The sequence below is a fragment of the Bradyrhizobium yuanmingense genome (assembly GCF_029167105.1).
Taxonomy (GTDB): Bacteria; Pseudomonadota; Alphaproteobacteria; order Rhizobiales; family Xanthobacteraceae; genus Bradyrhizobium; species Bradyrhizobium yuanmingense_A.
In genome coordinates this window covers 201,686-217,439 of sequence record NZ_JARFML010000001.1, presented here as the reverse complement: position 1 = coordinate 217,439, position 15,754 = coordinate 201,686, and the positions used below count along the sequence as shown (strand labels likewise).

Sequence of the window (15,754 nt, the reverse complement as noted above, 5' to 3'; positions counted from 1 at the left end):
CCTTTGTTGCCGCATGGGAGGCGCCTCCTCCCATGCAGCGCTGTCTCCTGGATTGATGATGACGCTTGCCACAAGTCTCAATGGGGCTGAACAACGCCGCCCCAGCCGTCTCGGGCGTATGCTCGAGGACCGCCTACCCTATCTCATCGTCGCACCCGCGATCTTCATTCTTCTTTTAGTCGGCTTGTTCCCACTCATCTACTCGTTGGTCGTGAGCTTTCAGCGCATCACGATGACCGACAACGACACGTCCTTTGTCGGCCTGCTGAACTATGCAGAGCTATTCAGGGACACCCGCCTCTGGGCATCGCTTGGTCATACTGCGATCATCACCGCAGTCGCCCTGCCCCTCGAGCTTCTGATCGGCTTTCTGATGGCGCAGCTTTTCATTGACCGCCTGCCGGGCCGCCAACTTTTCGTCGCGCTCCTGGTGCTTCCGACCGTGATTTCCCCGATTGTCGCCGGAGCGACCTGGCGGTTGATGTTCGACGTTCGCTTCGGTCCGATAGGCCAGATCCTCAGCTTCTTCGCTGGCGAGCCGGTCCGGATCTTGTGGACTGTCAATCCCGCCTACGTCTACCCGGCGATCATCATCTGCGAGGTCTGGCAGTGGTCGCCATTCATGTTCCTGCTGCTGCTTGCGGCCCTGTCGAACGTGGACCAGTCGCAGCTCGAAGCTGCGGAAATCGACGGGGCGTCATACCTCCGCGTGCTTCGCGCGATCATTCTGCCTTCGATTGCGCCGGTGATAGCTGTTGCCTGTCTGATCCGCGGCCTCGACCTCGTCCGCATCTTTGACATCATCTGGGCCCTCACCGAAGGCGGTCCGGGTTCGATGACCGAAACCATATCGCTCTACACCTACGTGCAAGGCTTTTCGCAGTTCGAGATCAGTTACACAGCCGCAATCTCCTTCCTCGTAATCGCGCTGCTGACGATCATCACCACTCTCGTCCTCAAGCGCATGGAGCTTGCGCGATGAAAGTCGGAAAACTTCCAGCGAGAAAGGTCCGCATCCTGGGCCTTCGCTATCTCGGCGCGACCGTCGTGACGCTGCTGTTTCTGTTTCCGGTATACTGGCTGTTCATGATCTCGTTCAAGACACCGGACGAGATCTATCACGTGCCGCCCTTGTGGGTTCCTGCACAGATCCAGTTCTCGAACTACTACGTTCTGTTCAAGGATGGTGACGTTGTAGCCATCCTGAACAGCCTGATCGTCGCCGGCGTCAGTTCCGGCATCGCAATCGTTTTGGGTACGCTTTGCGCCTACAGCCTTGCCCGCTTCGGTACCGGTGGTGAGAACCTCGCGATGTGGATCATCTCCCAGCGCATGATCCCACCCATCGCGGTCGTCTTCCCGATATTCCTGCTCTACGTCCATTTCGGCATGGTTGATGGCTTCTTCGGATTGATCCTGCTCTACACGGCATTCAACCTTCCCTACGTCATCTGGATGATGCGCGGTTACATCGTCGATGTTCCGCTCGAGCTTGAGGAAAGCGCTCTCGTCGACGGACTGAACCGATGGGAAGTGATCTGGAAAGTCGTCTTCCCCATGGTTCGTTCCGGCCTTATGGCCACATCGGTGTTCACCTTCGTATTCGCCTGGAATGACTTTCTCTTTGCGCTCGTGCTGACACGTACCGAGGTCATCACCTTCCCGGTCCAGTTGACACACTATTTTGGCGGACAATCGAATTTTTGGGGGAAGATCGCGGCCATGTCTGTCTTGGGAACTTTGCCGATCTTCGTGGCCGTCTCGGTGATGCAGCGCTATCTCGTACGCGGCATCTCCTTAGGCGCTGTCAAAGGTTAGGGAGAGCGGAGTGGCTGACGTCAAGCTGTCCGGGGTGCACAAATATTACGGCAATGTGCACGCGGTTCGAGGTCTCGATCTGACCATCGGCGACGGTGAATTCGCCGTGCTCGTGGGACCGTCTGGCTGTGGCAAGAGCACGCTCTTGCGCACCATCGCCGGCCTCGAAGATCCGGACGATGGAACGATCACGATCGGCGGCGCAGTGGTCAACGATCTACGCCCGCGCGAACGGAACATCGCCATGGTATTCCAGAACTACGCGCTTTATCCCTATTTGACTGTCAACGATAACATCGCGTTTGGTCTGCGTGCCCGCAAAACGCCCGAGATCGAGATCAGGAAGCGGGTCGGCGAAGCCGCCGAGATGCTCGGGATCGGCAGTCTTCTCCAACGCTATCCTCGTCAGCTCTCCGGCGGACAGCGTCAGCGGGTTGCCATCGGCCGCGCCATTGTCCGCAAGGCGGACCTGTTTCTATTCGACGAGCCGCTCTCGAATCTCGACGCCCAGCTGCGCGACGAGATGCGGACTGAGATCAAGCGTCTGCATCACGAGATCACGACGACGATGATCTACGTCACCCATGACCAGGTTGAGGCGATGACGCTCGCCGACCGCATCGTGCTGCTGCGCGACGGGAAGATCGAGCAGCAGGGAGCTCCGCTCGAGCTATTCGAGCAGCCTCGAACCGGTTTCGTGGCCGGCTTCCTCGGCTCCCCGTCGATCAACCTCATCCCAGCGACCCTCAAGATCAACGGCGGCGGCGCAGCGGTTGTGTTTGAATCCGGTGGTACGATGACACTTCCGAGCGCGAAGACCACGTCACTGACCAGCGCGGAAGGGCGACAGGTTCTCGTCGGCATTCGTCCGCAGCATTTCAGTCGGGCCGGCGGCGGATCTCTCCGCGATGGAGTGGTCGCCTATTCGGCCGTCGCTGATCTCATTCAGCCGACAGGGACCCGTACATTCACCACCATCAAGATAGGCGGAGTGGATGTGGTTGCCGAGCTGCAGGCTCATGACGTCAGCAGGCATGGCGAGCGGATCGATCTCGCCATCGACCTCAATCGCGTGGTGCTGATCGATCCGGCTAGTGGGCTGGTCATTGCATAGCAAGGGCCGGGTCAACATCGAGAACAGGATGACAGAAATGACGCCGAAGCTTTTTGCGAGGGGAATTGGAGCACCCGAGGGACCGATTTGCCTGCCGGACGGGTCCATGTATGTCACGGAAATGTCGGCGTCGACCCTTTGCATCACGCGGCTCGACCCTCGCGGCAACCGCAGGGTGATCCGGACAACGGGCGGTCGTCCGAACGGACTGACGATCGATGGCCATGGCCGGATCTGGATCGCCGAAGCCGGGCTCCGCGCGCTGATCTGCATCGATGACAGCGGAAACGAAATCCGACGCATGCAGGGCGAAGGCGCCGATCGCTTTCTGTTTCCGAACGACCTCTGCTTCGGTCCGAACGGACTGCTCTACATGACAGATTCCGGCATGGCCGCCGAGGATTTCATCAATGGCCAGGCCTTTGTAGTCGGCTACATGGACCTCGATTGGGACGGCCGCGTATACGAGATCGATCCGGCGGCCATGAAGGTGCTGCGCGTCCTTGATCGTAAGATCCGTTTCACCAACGGTATTGCCTTCGGTCCTGACAATCACCTTTATGCTAACGCATCCTTCACTGGCGATGTCTATCGATACGACGTGTTCGGCGAGACCGCGCCGGAACGCGTGGTCTTCGGCAACGTCCTGCAACCCGATGCCAATCCCGATTTCAAGGGCCCAGACGGAATGGCCTTCAGCAAGGACGGCCGGCTTTATTGCACGGTGTACAACCAGAAGAACGTCACGGTACTAGACCGCCGAGGAGAGGTGGTCGACCGCCTGATCTTAGACGGACTACAGCCAACGAATTGTGCCTTCACGCTCGAGGGCAAGAAGCTTCGCGTCACTGAAGTCGGCAAGGGCCAGGTCGAGGAGATCGATGTGCCCTGTGAGGGTCTGCCGCTGCATCTGCCTAAATTCGATTGACGAGGAGCCTCGCGGCCTGTCCCGCGAGGCATCGCACATCATCGCTACGGCTTCTCAAGAAATCCGATCGATAGCCAGGGCACGGCGGCCACAATCAGTGTCCCGATCAGGAGCGCGATCATGTAGCCCACGATTGGTTTCATGCCTTCATCCGGGTTGATGCGGCTGATGGCACAGGCCGCATAGTAGCCGACCCCGAACGGGGGCGCGAACAAGCCAATGCCCATGGCGAGAACGACAACCATCGCATAGTGAACATCGTGCACGCCAACCTGCCGCGCAACCGGGAACAGCAGCGGGCCGAACAGGACGATGGCCGGAATCCCTTCGAGCACGCTGCCGAGGATCACGAAAGTCACGATCGTCACGGCCAGGAAGACGGGCACCCCGCCCGGGAGGCTGGTCATGATCTTCGCGAGAGAGGCAGAAAATCCAGACTGGGTAAGCGCCCAGGCCATGCCGGTCGCCGCGCCGATAATGAGCAGGATCGCTCCCGAGAGCGAGGCTGTTTCGACCAGCATCGGATAGATCCGGCGCCAATCGAACTGGCGGTAGATAAAGAGACCCGCACAAGCCGAGTATAGTATGCCGATGGTCGAGACCTCCGTTGCCGTCGCAACCCCTTCTACGACGGCGGTCCGGATCACGAACGGCAGGGCGATGGCAGGGACCGCGATAACGAAGGCGCGGCCGATCTGCCGTCCGGTCGCCCTTTTGACGTGAGACAGGTCTTCCCGGCGATATCGCCACCACACCACGGCCGCGAGCATGACGGCAAGGACTACGCCCGGAAGAAGACCGCCGGTGAACAGCGCTGAGATCGAAACGCCGGTCACCGAGCCGATCGTGATCAGAACGAGCGAGGGCGGGATCGTTTCGGTCTGCGCGCCGGTCGCCGCCAGGAGCGCAACGAGATCGCCCGGCTTGGCCCCCCTTTGCCGCATCTCGGGAAATAACACCGGAGCCACAGCAGCCATGTCCGCTGCCTTGGAACCCGAAATGCCCGAAACCAGATACATCGCTCCGACCAGCACATAGTGCAGTCCGCCGCGCACATGGCCCAGAATACTCGCGAGGAAGCCGACCATGGCGCGGGCCATCCCGGTCATCTCGATGAGAAGGCCCAGAAAGACGAAGAGCGGCACGGCTAGCAGGATCAGGTGGCTCATGCCCTCATCCATTCGTCCGATCATCACCACGTCAGGCGTGCTGGTGGTCAGGGCGAGATAGCCGACGGTGGCAAGGCCGAATGCGAATGCGATCGGCACGGCAGCAAAGACCATCGCCCCGACGACGAAGACGAAGAATATCAGAAGATTTAGATTGCCGAGCGGCTTCAGGACCGGCGCCAGCAGAACGAACGTCCCGATGATGCCTGCGACGATGGCCAAGGAACCCAGCAAGCTACGCAGGCTCGCGATGCGAATGAGGCGAAGGGACGCTGCGACCAGCATCAGTCCGATGCCGATGGGTAGCGCTGCCGCGCGCCAGCTGTTGACGATCTCGAGCGCCGGCGTTGTCACGAATGCCTCGTCGGCCGCGAATTCATAGGCCGGCCAGACGACGAGCGCGAGGAATGCAAGCGATGCAGCGGCGGCCACGACATCCAGGAACGCGCGAACGTCCGCCCTGAGAATCCCGACGATGGCGGTCATCCGCATATGCTCGCCCCGCTGGAACGCAATCACGGATCCAAACATGGCGAGCCAGAGGAAGAGGATACCGGCAAGTTCGTCCGACCAGACGATCGGCGAACGGAACACGTATCTGGCTACAATGCCAGCGGATAGAACCGCGACCTCGGCCAGCACGAGTAACGCCGCCGGTACTGCGACGACGTGACCGAGCACCGCATTCGCTTTCACTGTCCAACTGCGCAAGCCTCCTTGAGATGCGCCGGCCGCCATACCGGCATCGAGGTGCGGCGTACGGCTCATGCCGGTCATGATAGCTGTCCCGCGGCCTTTTCGAGTTGGGACCACGCCTCCCCGCCGAACTTGCCCTTCCAGTCGGAATAGAAGCTAGTTTTCGACAAGGCCTGGCGGAAGGCGGCGCGATCGACGTCGATGAACTTGAGTCCCTTGGCCGAGAGATCGGTTCGCAACGACTGGCTGAGCTTTGCGATGTCGGCGCGCTGATCGATGGCGGAGCGGTCGAGCTCACGCGTCACTATTTCCTGCACATCCTTCGGAAGACGCTCGAAGGCGCGCTTGTTGCCGAGGATCCAATAACCGTCCCAGACGTGCCCAGTCAGGCTGCACGTGCTTTGCACTTCATAGAGGCGCGCAGTCGCGATGATCGGCAATGGATTCTCCTGTCCATCGACGACCTTGGTCTGCAACGCGGAATAGACCTCGTTGAAATTGATCGGCGTTGGCCCCGCCCCGAGAGCCTTGAACAGCGAGGTCAAGAGCGGCGCCGGCGGAACGCGGATCTGGAAGTTCTTCAGATCTTCCGGCGTGCGCACCTCGCGCCCGGACGAGGTCACCTGCCGGAAGCCATTGTCCCAGGCCTTCGAGACCGCCATGATCGGCGTTTTCGCAATCTGCGCCCGAATGTAAGTGCCGAGATCGCCGTCCATGGCCTTCCATACGCTGTCGTAGTCGGCGAATGCGAAGCCGGTATTCACGATGCCCGCGCTGGGCACCAGGGTGGCAAGGATCGAGGACGATTGGTTGAAGAACTCGACTCCGCCGCTGCGAACCTGGGTCAGGAGCTCGGTGTCGGAGCCGAGCTGATTGGCCGGAAACAACCGGATCTCCAGCCGGCCGCCGGTCGCTTCGCGGATGCGGTCAATCGCCTCCTGCGCCCGGACATTCACCGGGTGCGCCGGATCCTGTCCCGTCGCGAACTTGTAGACGAACTCGGCGGCAGAGGCCGGGCGGGTCAGAACCCCGCAAAGAGGTAGGGCCGTGGCTGCCATCAATAACGAACGGCGGTTGATGCTTCCTGTCTTCGAGACGGTCATGTGTTCCTCCAGGTCCTGCTTTGAATTTGCTTCCCGCTGCATCGCCGACGCGCGGGTATTCGGGCTCTTCGCGTTTGGGCAAAGAGCCATCGTTCGCCGCCGCACCATGCGGCGGGCGTAGGTCCTCACAGAGGCTTGGCTTGGTTGGCGCCTAGCGCCGGCAGACTAAAGCCACTGCTTGATCTGCCTTGCGACCTCTGCCGTGGAAATCCCGTAACGGTCGTGCAAGGTCGGAAGTGCGCCGGCGTCGAGAAATTCGTCAGGCAATGCAATCTGGCGGAAAGCCGGATGAATCCCTGAACGCATGAGGAGTGCGGCCACTGCTTCACCGAGGCCACCGATGACGGTGTGGTTTTCGGCAACCACCACAAGGCGGCCCGGCTTGCCGGCTTCCCGCAAGATGGTCTCAGCATCGAGCGGCTTGATTGTCGGAACATGCAGCACTGCGGCGTCCACGCTGTCGTTCTTCAGCGCTTGCGCGGCCTCGAGCGCACGCATCGTCATGATGCCTGATGAAATGATCAGGGCATCCTTCCCGTCCCGGATCAGCTTGGCCTTGCCGAGCTCGAAGTTGTAGCCGTATTCGTCCAGCACGACCGGCACTTGGCCGCGCAATAGGCGCATGTAGACCGGTCCCTGATGCGCCGCGATGGCGGGAACCAGTTGCGCGATTTCATGAGCATCGCAGGGATCGATCACCGTCATGTTCGGCATAGCGCGAAACAGCGCCAAATCCTCGGCGGCCTGATGGCTCGGGCCATAGCCCGAAGTCAGCCCCGGCAGCGCGCAGACGATTTTTACGTTGCGGTCTTCCTCCGCGATCGTCTGGTGAATGAAATCGTAGGCGCGACGCGATGCGAACACCGCGTAAGTGGTCGCGAAGGGCATGAAGCCTTCTGCCGCAAGGCCGGAGGCAGCTCCGAACAGAAGCTGCTCGGCCATACCCATCTGATAGTAGTGATCTGGGAATTCCTTGGCGAAGATGTGCAGGTCGGTGTATTTGCCGAGATCGGCTGTCATGCCGACCACATCAGAGCGGGTGCGAGCGAGCTCGACCAGCGCATGCCCGAAGGGCGCCGGCTTCGTCTTCTGTCCCTCGGCTGCGATCGAAGCGATCATGGCCGAAGTGGTCAGGCGCGGCCTGCCCAGTTGTGGTGCCGATCTGACGGTCTTCATGCCTGCCTCCCGGCTTCGAGTGCCGCAAGCGCGAGCTGCCATTCGTGCTGCTCGACGCGGATGAAATGGTTCTTCTCGCGCTGTTCCAGGAAAGGTACTCCCTTCCCCATCAACGTGTCTGCAACGATCATCCTCGGTTTTGGCTCGGGATGTGACTTGGCGTTATCGAATGCTGCGATTACCGCCTCCAGATCGTTGCCGTCGATACGCTGCACGAACCAGCCGAAGGCCTGAAGCTTCTCGACGAGCGGCTCGAATGCCATGACCTGCGTGGAAGGACCGTCCGCCTGCTGATTGTTGACGTCGACGATGCCGATCAGATTGTCGAGCTTGTAGTGGCCTGCCGACTGGATCGCCTCCCAGACGGAGCCTTCATCAAGCTCACCATCGGAGAACAAGGTGTATACCCGAGCCTCGGATTTCTTGCGCTTGAGCCCGAGGCCCATGCCGATTGCAATGCTGAGCCCAAGCCCGAGCGAGCCGCCCGACATTTCCATTCCAGGCGTGTAGGACGCCATGCCTGACATTGGCAAGCGGCTTTCGTCGCTGCCATAGGTTTCGAGCTCCTCCTCGGGGACGATGCCAGCCTCTATCAAAGCTGCGTAAAGCGCGATGGCGTAGTGGCCGTTTGAAAGCAGGAAGCGGTCGCGCTCTTCCCAGGACGGATCTTCGGGCCGGTAGCGCATTGCATGGAAATAGGACACAGCAAGGACGTCGGAGATGTCTAGCGCTTGCGCGATATAACCTTGACCTTGAACTTCACCCATGCGGAGTGCATTGCGGCGAATGTTGTACGCCCGATCCGCGAGGGTAGGCGTATTGGTCAGCGTCTTGGTAGAGGTTGCCATTGAACTGGACCTTGTCTTGCGGGTCAGTGGATGAGCATCCCGCCATTGACGTCGATCACGGCACCCGTGACGTAGGCGGAGAGATCAGACGCGAGGAAGGTGTAGATGCCGGCGACGTCTTCCGCCGTGCCGAGGCGATTGAGCGGAATGCCTTCCAGAATTTTCGCCCGCATCTCATCGGTCAGCTTGCCTGACGTGATATCAGTTCCGATCAGGCCGGGCGTAACGCAGTTGACACGAATGCCGTCCGGGCCGAACTCCCGCGCCATCGCCTTGGCGAGACCAAGAACGCCGGCTTTGGCGGCAGAGTAATGCGGGCCGCCGAAAATTCCGCCACCGCGCTGGGCCGATACCGACGACATGCAGGCAATCGACCCGGCCTTCCGGGCGCGCATGTCCGGAATTACTGCTTGAGAAAGGAACAGGATGCCCTTGAGATTGACGTCCTGAATGCGATCCCAATCGGTCGGCGAGATGTCTAGGAACTTGACCGGCTGGGTGATTCCAGCATTGTTGATCAGGATGTCGATGCCCCCAAACGCTTCGACCACGCTCGCGACCGCCTGCTCGCAAGACGATTTGTCGGCAACATCGCACCGAAGCCCGATGTGGGACTTTCCAAGCGAAGCCGCAGCTTCCTCGGCAGCGCCGGCGTCAATATCCAGGATGGCGACCCGAGCACCCTCAGCGGCGAACCGCCGTGCCGTGGCAAGCCCGATTCCCCGCGGCGACGCCGCGCCCGAGATGATGGCCGTCTTACCGCTGAGCAGCATCCGTTCCTCCCTCAAATTATTCTGCTTGCCAAGATTAGGAATGACCTGCGCGACGAAAACGGACAAGCGCATAGTTGTCACGGATCGATGAATCTGGTTCACTTATGAAATGCTTTCAAACATCCCAATATCGGCAATTCGCGTCTTTGAAGCTGCGGCCCGCACGGGATCCTTCCGTGATGCGGCGAATGAGCTTCACCTGACGCCGAGTGCGGTCAGTCATGCGATCCGCAAGCTTGAGGATACGCTTCGGACCGTTCTGTTCGAACGCAGTACGCGCTCGGTGCGACTGACCCCTGAGGGCGAAAATCTGATGCGTCACACCGGAGCCGCTTTCGATCAAATCCGCCGCGGGCTCGAAGAGGTCGCCGCACGCGGACCGCAATTGGTACGCGTCCACTCCGCGCCGAGCTTTGCTGCGCAATGGCTGGCGCCACGGCTTTCACAATTTCTCGCCGCTTATCCGAAGCTCGAGGTTCGGCTTGCTGCGAGCACGGAATATGCGCGCTTCAGCAACGACGACTTCGATGTCGACATCGTCTACGGTCCACCGCGTGCGGAGGGTGTCGAAGTTGTTCCTCTAGCCCAGGAGATGGTCACGCCGCTTTGCTCGCCCTCACTCGCAAAGTCGATAAAAAAGGCTGCCGACCTGCTCGATCAGACGCTGATCCGCTCCGATGTCAAACAGGTCCAGTGGCACCAATGGTTTACCGCAAACGGATTGGAAGCTCCCGCACTTCATGGCATGAGATTCGATCGCAGCTTTCTGGCGATTGCGACGGCGGCCGAGGGATTGGGGGTTGCTCTGGAATCGACGCTTCTGGCTGAACGCGAACTGGCCAGCGGACGATTGGTTGCTCCGTTGGCGAAGCGCGCAACCAATATTCGATATGTTGGTCACCGCCTCATCTACCCGCGCGCCAGCCGACAGAGATCGGCGGTGCGAGCTTTCGCAGACTGGGTCGTAGCGCAACTCGGAGTCGAGACGCCGGGGTCGTCGCGGTGAGATCGAACTGTCTGACCGAACATCTCGGAAGCTGAACAAGCGGACGGCTGATCTGCGTCTCGACGGAAGGAGGGGCCGATCCCGGCGGCACTGCTCACGGTAACGACGTGAACTTGAGCTCGCTGAGCGGCACGACCTTGTCGGAGCGGGTCATCTTCAACTCGGTGTTCGGGCCGAGCCACTTGTCCCACAGCTGGTTGATCTCACCCGCCTGATCGAGCGCGAGCAGCGTCTCGTTGACCTTGGCGAGCAGCGCCGGCTCGTCCTTCTTCATACCGATACCGATCGGCTGCAGCACCATGGGCTCCTCGATCATCCTCAGCGGCTGGCCGGCGCTCTTGGATTCGTTGACGAGCTTGGTGATGGTCATGGTGTTGGCCACGATTCCGACCACCTTGTTCTGCTGGACCGCCATGTAGGCCGAGCCTGTGTCGACGAAGGTGAGCGGGTCCGACTAGTTCAGCTTGATCGCGAGCTCGGAGGTCGATCCCTTGGTCGAGGCCCCGCTATGTGCGGCTCAAGCCTTTGCCACGTTGGCCATCGATGCTCGACTCCTCCCGATCATAAAGGAATGGCTCGCCGTGGCTCCGCGCTCGATCTTCTCTCCGGGCCGGAAGCCCATGCGCCTGGTCCGTTCAGCGGCAATCATCGCTGGCGATCACCGGCTTTAGGGTGAAACAATATTGGCACACCGGCTTCCATCACCACCGGGCAAGGCCATGGCTACGCGACGTAGGCGGGAGCTCTTTCAAGCGAGTGATTTTCATTCAAGATTTCGTCGATCGGCGGAGCAGTCCGATTGGGCAAACTTACTGGTGATCAAGGCCTCACCGGACCGACATTGTGCCTCCGACTTTACAGCTGGACGCGCCCCAGCTGCTTTTTCGTAGGGAAAGCAGTTGAAGGGATCGCATCAAGGCGGCGGCGTCGCCGCGAACCGCAGGGGGCGCATTCGTTCTCCGGCTGAGAGACTCGCTCCTCTAAACTATCCGGCTAGAGCCTGTACGGCGCGGACACCGATGAAGATGATTAGCGCCCAGATAGCAATGCAGAAGACCACGGCCTCCCGCCAAGTAGTGGTCCTTAGTCGATTGCGCCAGTGGATTAACGTCAATGCGCAACCATTGAACCGACGCCGCCGCACCACGTCGAACATTTGGGCGTAGCTGCTGAACTCGAATTGCGAGCGATTTCGGCGGATATACTTCACCCTCTCACGTGGCGAGAAGCATGAAGTCCAGATCTCTTGAGCGCGCGCCTTCTGCCAAGCGGCCGAAGACGTCCCCTTAATAAGCCGGTTCACTTCCGTCCCCTGCTGTATGTGTGTCCTTGAAATTTGCGCTGGGCTGCGTCTCAACAACTCTGGGTGCGAAGGGTAGCTCAAGAGCAAGATCTCTACATCCTGACGTTACGTTAGAATCAAGCCACTCTGCGTGTGCGCGTTGTTGGTCAGCCCTCTGATTGGCCGAAGATCACGCGCTAATTCTAGTGAGCCATTTGGTCGCAGCCGCACTGGGCAGAAAGTCAAGTTTCAAGCGTTTCGAGATTTGGCGCGCGGAAGGCCCGATGAATCTCAATCAGCGCAAAGGGAGCGAGATACGATTGAGGCAATGCACCGCACCTTGCCCTCGGCGCACACAAAGCGATGCGCGGCGCTGAAATAATGCTTCTTCACCTCGGCGTAATCGAGGCCGCTGCGATGGAGCCGCCACTCCGGGACGACGCAGCGCTCTCCTCCCGGCGATTGGCTTGAGCGACGGTCGGTCGACCTCCTCGAGTAAGCGGCGGCGCGTCGCCCCGATACAAAAACCGGGTCTTCGCTTTCCAACGCAGCACGCCCGCGCGAAAACAATGGGAATCCGGCTCTGAACCGTTTCTTCAATCTGTTCCGTCTCCGCCGGCTCTCGGGGCCTGACCGACCCGTCTCGCCTTTGCAAAGGCCCGGTCCGAGGCCATAAAGCGCGCCAGCATAGGCGCGATCAGCTTTAGCGGATCGATGGGCTGCCCATTTTCGCGTGCCAAAGCCTCTGCATAGGCGACGAGATCTCGATGAACTCTTGCTGAGAGCTCGGTGGTGACCTTGACCGGCCTATCGTCGGGCAAGGCTCCTATTTTAAGCTTGGGCATGCATTACCCTTCGTATGGCGCAAGTATGAGGTCGCGGTTGACAAGAACGCGAACTGGGAAACCAGGTCGTACCGTCAAAGTAGGTTGAATATTTAGGCTGCGCCGTACGACCTGCTGTCCAGTCTGGTTCAGAGAGTCGGAGGCGCCATGCCGCAACGCCTGAATGATTGCGCCGTCGTTGTTGTTGGTGTCAGAGCCGGTACCTAGTTCGGTCGCGACTGCCAGAAACGTCGATAGTGCAGCAGCCTTGAAGAGTTCGCCCCAGTGATTGTCGACCTGGTCTTCAAGGCCCGCATATCCCGCAGCGTCCGCGCCAGGCTGCCGCTCGAGGACGATTGAACGCCCATTCGGCATGATCAGGCGCGTCCAGACGAGCAGAACGCGCGACTGGCCGAAAGTAACCTGGCTATCGTAAACCCCGATCAGACGCGCTCCTTGGGGCACTAGCAGAAAGCGGCCTGTCGGCGTATCAAAAATGTGCTCGGTTACCTGCGCCGTAATTTGGCCTGGTAGGTCCGATCTGATTCCGGTGATCAGGGCTCCCGGAATAACCGTCCCAGCCTGCACGATATATGGTGAAGCTGGCCTGGTGATGCGGTCAGGACTGACCGTGCGACGGTCCACAGATGCGTTGACGAAGGCAAGCTTTCGGTCCTGACCGTTTTGCGCCGATCCATCGTCGCTGGCACTCGTTGGATTCGCTGACGCGCTGCGGTCGCTCCCTGCAACTGCAGCTGCGGGTTGACGCCCGACACTCCCATTTGTCGAAGCGAACAGATGGCTGATACGTGCTGCTTCGGTCTCTTGGTCCCGGCGCTGTTGATCCGGGTCAGCGCCGTTCGTCGCCAGTTGGCCTTGCGCAGCAAGGATCGGTCGACCGAGGTCTCCAGGGAGTGGTGGACCAAGCTGTGGGATAGTCTGGCGTGGAGCAGCCGCGTAGTCCTTCGGCAGCGTCGCAATGGCGTCGGCAACATTATGATGGTCGGTGCTATAAAGCTCATCGGCAGCTTGGTTGCGGGGGCGATTGCTCTGCAGCGACCACAACACGGCTCCGCCGATGACAAGCAGGGCAACCGCGCTCCCTCCAGCCAGAACTTTCCGTGACAACCGGGTCACGCGCGGATGCTCTGCTCTCAAGCGGAAGCTCCTGGACTGATCCTCTTGTGTCTCAGGGGGAGCCGCTTGCTCCTGATCGTTTCCATTCCTGACATTCATGACGACGGCCTCCCGTCGGTCCGGACAATGCGGACCTTCTGCTGGTGCTCGCCGCCGAGCCGCAGTTCGGCGGCAGCAAACAGCCGATCGACGATCAATACGTTGCCGTAGGCGCGATAGTTGACGAGTTCGGTCTTGCCGTCCGGGCCGATGACAAAGAGGGGCGGCATCTCGCCTTGGACGATGCCTTGCGGAAACTCGACATAGACCTTGCGGCCATCGTCATATGCGGCAAGCGGCCGCCAGGGCGGACTGTCCCCTTCGATCGCATATCGAGAGATACGCTGCGCCGGCTCCGGAAGGACCGGCTTCAAAGCAACTGCGCGCGATCGTTCGCGCAATGTTTCCGGATAGTACCAGGCAACTGATGGCATATAGGGCCGCTCGCGGGAACGGAGCTCAAGCAGGTAGGTGCGCCGGTCAGTATTGACGACGAGGTTGGTCTCGATCGATGCGCGGGTCGGTTTGACCAGGATATGGACGCGTCGTGTGTCCCCGCTCCCACTCTCGGTATCGCCGACGACCCAGCGCACGGTGTCACCGGCCGCAATGGGCCCTGATCCCGTCAACTGTTCCCCTTCCTCGAGCGCGATATCCGTGATCTGTCCAGGCGCGGCGTAAATTTGATAGAGCGCCCCTGGGCTGTAGGCATAGATTTGCGCCGCGTTGAAATACCCCCGCTTGCGCGGTTCAACCCGGGCTGCGCTGTTTGCCGTCTCAACCCGGCTCACGGGTTCGGGCTCTTCCTTCGCGGCGGACCTGCCGCCGAGAGCCGGCTTCCAGAGCGGCGGCACGTGAAGCGGTCGTGGTCTGTCGTCGAGAGTAACTGCCGGCGCCGGCAACGGAGGGACTTCAGCATCATAGCTGATCTCGGGCGGAATGTAGGTCGCGCACCCGCCAAGCATCGACGCACAAAGCAGCAGAGTGTGAAGACATGCTCGTTTGGCGGTCACGGACTTGGGCGGCGTCGGATCGAGCCGGCTTTGCTGGAGGAAGCGTTTCGATTGAATGTCAGAGGTCGTCTTGGTCACTGACTCAACTCCTTCGACCAGTTGATGGCGCGGACGTAGACGCCAAGGGGATTCTTGCGCAGACGTTCGGCATCGCGCGGCGTCTCGATCACGACTGTGAGAATTGCTGTCCAACGCTCGGTCGCACTCAACAAGCCGTTGTCGTAGGTGCGCTGGGTCCACGCGACCCGAAAGCTTTCTGAAGACGCACGAATGACGCTCGATACGTCCACCGAGATTTGAGCCTTGCCCAGCTTGGCAAAGGGATCATTGCTGCGCGCGTAGTCGTTGAGAGCAGCGGCGCCGCGATCGGTCGTAAAATCATAGGCCCTGAGCCAGTTTTGGCGCAAAACGATCCCATCGGCAGGAAGGCCTCTGACATCCTCGATAAAGCGCGCCAGATGGTAGGCAATCTGAGCGTCAGTGGGCTGATAGTCGATGTTGGCCGGCGCAACCCTTTGAGCCTGACCGAGATGATCGACTTCGACGATCCACGGCGTGATCGATCCTCGGCTCGATTGCCAAACAAGTCCGCCCGCGAGGCCGGCGGATAGCATCAAGCAGCCGAACGCCATCAGACGCCAGTTCTTGGCTTGCACGCGGGCCGATCCAATGCGTTCATCCCAAACCTGTGCTGCCTTTTGATAAGGCGTAATCGGCTCGGGCATGCGCCCGTAGTGAACTGAAGGTCGTTTGAACATCGATAATGGCCCCTTAGATTAAGGTCGTCGTTTCAACGAGTGTGTTTGGATTTAACGTGTGGGCGCACGG

At 60.2% G+C, this 15,754-nt stretch carries 14 protein-coding genes and 1 pseudogene; 5 read left to right on the top strand and 10 right to left on the bottom strand.

Annotation, left to right across the window (positions count from 1 at the left end):
- Nucleotides 1-58: 58 nt before the first annotated feature.
- From P0R31_RS01070 to P0R31_RS01055, 4 genes are read left to right on the top strand one after another with little or no spacing between them, the layout of a single operon-like run.
- Nucleotides 59-982, top strand: a complete 924-nt coding sequence (locus P0R31_RS01070) for a carbohydrate ABC transporter permease (RefSeq protein ID WP_275497138.1) — start codon at nt 59-61, stop codon at nt 980-982.
- Nucleotides 979-1,818 carry a carbohydrate ABC transporter permease gene (locus P0R31_RS01065; RefSeq protein WP_128263957.1) on the top strand — a complete coding sequence of 280 codons (840 nt, stop codon included), beginning with the start codon at nt 979-981 and terminating at the stop codon, nt 1,816-1,818. The genes P0R31_RS01070 and P0R31_RS01065 overlap by 4 nt, the downstream gene beginning before the upstream one ends.
- Nucleotides 1,819-1,828: 10 nt before the next feature.
- Nucleotides 1,829-2,932, top strand: coding sequence for an ABC transporter ATP-binding protein (locus tag P0R31_RS01060; RefSeq protein ID WP_275497139.1), 1,104 nt, complete (start codon nt 1,829-1,831; stop codon nt 2,930-2,932).
- 37 nt (nt 2,933-2,969) lie between these two features.
- The gene (locus tag P0R31_RS01055) at nt 2,970-3,860 is read left to right on the top strand and encodes an SMP-30/gluconolactonase/LRE family protein (protein WP_157286335.1); all 891 of its coding nucleotides are present in this window, start codon (nt 2,970-2,972) and stop codon (nt 3,858-3,860) included.
- Nucleotides 3,861-3,904: 44 nt separating this feature from the next.
- On the opposite strand, the gene P0R31_RS01050 is transcribed toward P0R31_RS01055, so the two are convergent.
- The 5 genes from P0R31_RS01050 to P0R31_RS01030 form a co-directional block, all read right to left on the bottom strand.
- Nucleotides 3,905-5,767: a TRAP transporter large permease subunit gene (locus P0R31_RS01050; RefSeq protein ID WP_275512750.1), complete on the bottom strand. Its 1,863-nt coding sequence runs from the start codon at nt 5,765-5,767 to the stop codon at nt 3,905-3,907.
- Nucleotides 5,768-5,802: 35 nt separating this feature from the next.
- Complete coding sequence (locus tag P0R31_RS01045; RefSeq protein WP_275497141.1) at nt 5,803-6,828, bottom strand: TRAP transporter substrate-binding protein; 1,026 nt, start codon at nt 6,826-6,828, stop codon at nt 5,803-5,805.
- A 165-nt stretch (nt 6,829-6,993) separates the two neighbouring features.
- Nucleotides 6,994-8,004, bottom strand: coding sequence for a transketolase family protein (locus tag P0R31_RS01040; RefSeq protein ID WP_193760455.1), 1,011 nt, complete (start codon nt 8,002-8,004; stop codon nt 6,994-6,996).
- Nucleotides 8,001-8,852, bottom strand: coding sequence for a transketolase (locus tag P0R31_RS01035; protein ID WP_128263963.1), 852 nt, complete (start codon nt 8,850-8,852; stop codon nt 8,001-8,003). The genes P0R31_RS01040 and P0R31_RS01035 overlap by 4 nt, the downstream gene beginning before the upstream one ends.
- Nucleotides 8,853-8,875: 23 nt before the next feature.
- Nucleotides 8,876-9,625: an SDR family NAD(P)-dependent oxidoreductase gene (locus P0R31_RS01030; RefSeq protein WP_157286369.1), complete on the bottom strand. Its 750-nt coding sequence runs from the start codon at nt 9,623-9,625 to the stop codon at nt 8,876-8,878.
- 109 nt (nt 9,626-9,734) lie between these two features.
- Between P0R31_RS01030 and P0R31_RS01025 the strand changes: the two genes are divergently transcribed.
- Nucleotides 9,735-10,631 carry a LysR substrate-binding domain-containing protein gene (locus P0R31_RS01025; RefSeq protein WP_157286338.1) on the top strand — a complete coding sequence of 299 codons (897 nt, stop codon included), beginning with the start codon at nt 9,735-9,737 and terminating at the stop codon, nt 10,629-10,631.
- A 94-nt stretch (nt 10,632-10,725) separates the two neighbouring features.
- Here the strand turns inward: P0R31_RS01025 and P0R31_RS01020 are convergent.
- The 5 genes and pseudogenes from P0R31_RS01020 to trbF form a co-directional block, all read right to left on the bottom strand.
- Nucleotides 10,726-11,133: pseudogene (locus tag P0R31_RS01020) on the bottom strand (transporter substrate-binding domain-containing protein); the annotation flags it as partial.
- 1,376 nt (nt 11,134-12,509) lie between these two features.
- Nucleotides 12,510-12,758, bottom strand: a complete 249-nt coding sequence (locus P0R31_RS01015; RefSeq protein WP_128263965.1) for a DUF2274 domain-containing protein — start codon at nt 12,756-12,758, stop codon at nt 12,510-12,512.
- 3 nt (nt 12,759-12,761) lie between these two features.
- Nucleotides 12,762-13,973 carry a TrbI/VirB10 family protein gene (locus P0R31_RS01010; protein WP_157286339.1) on the bottom strand — a complete coding sequence of 404 codons (1,212 nt, stop codon included), beginning with the start codon at nt 13,971-13,973 and terminating at the stop codon, nt 12,762-12,764.
- Nucleotides 13,970-15,004 carry a P-type conjugative transfer protein TrbG gene (trbG, locus tag P0R31_RS01005; RefSeq protein WP_275512479.1) on the bottom strand — a complete coding sequence of 345 codons (1,035 nt, stop codon included), beginning with the start codon at nt 15,002-15,004 and terminating at the stop codon, nt 13,970-13,972. Before trbG ends, P0R31_RS01010 begins: the two co-directional genes overlap by 4 nt.
- On the bottom strand, nt 15,001-15,684 hold the full coding sequence (trbF, locus tag P0R31_RS01000) for a conjugal transfer protein TrbF (RefSeq protein WP_157286340.1): 684 nt from the start codon (nt 15,682-15,684) through the stop codon (nt 15,001-15,003). Before trbF ends, trbG begins: the two co-directional genes overlap by 4 nt.
- Between the last annotated feature and the right edge of the window lie 70 nt (nt 15,685-15,754).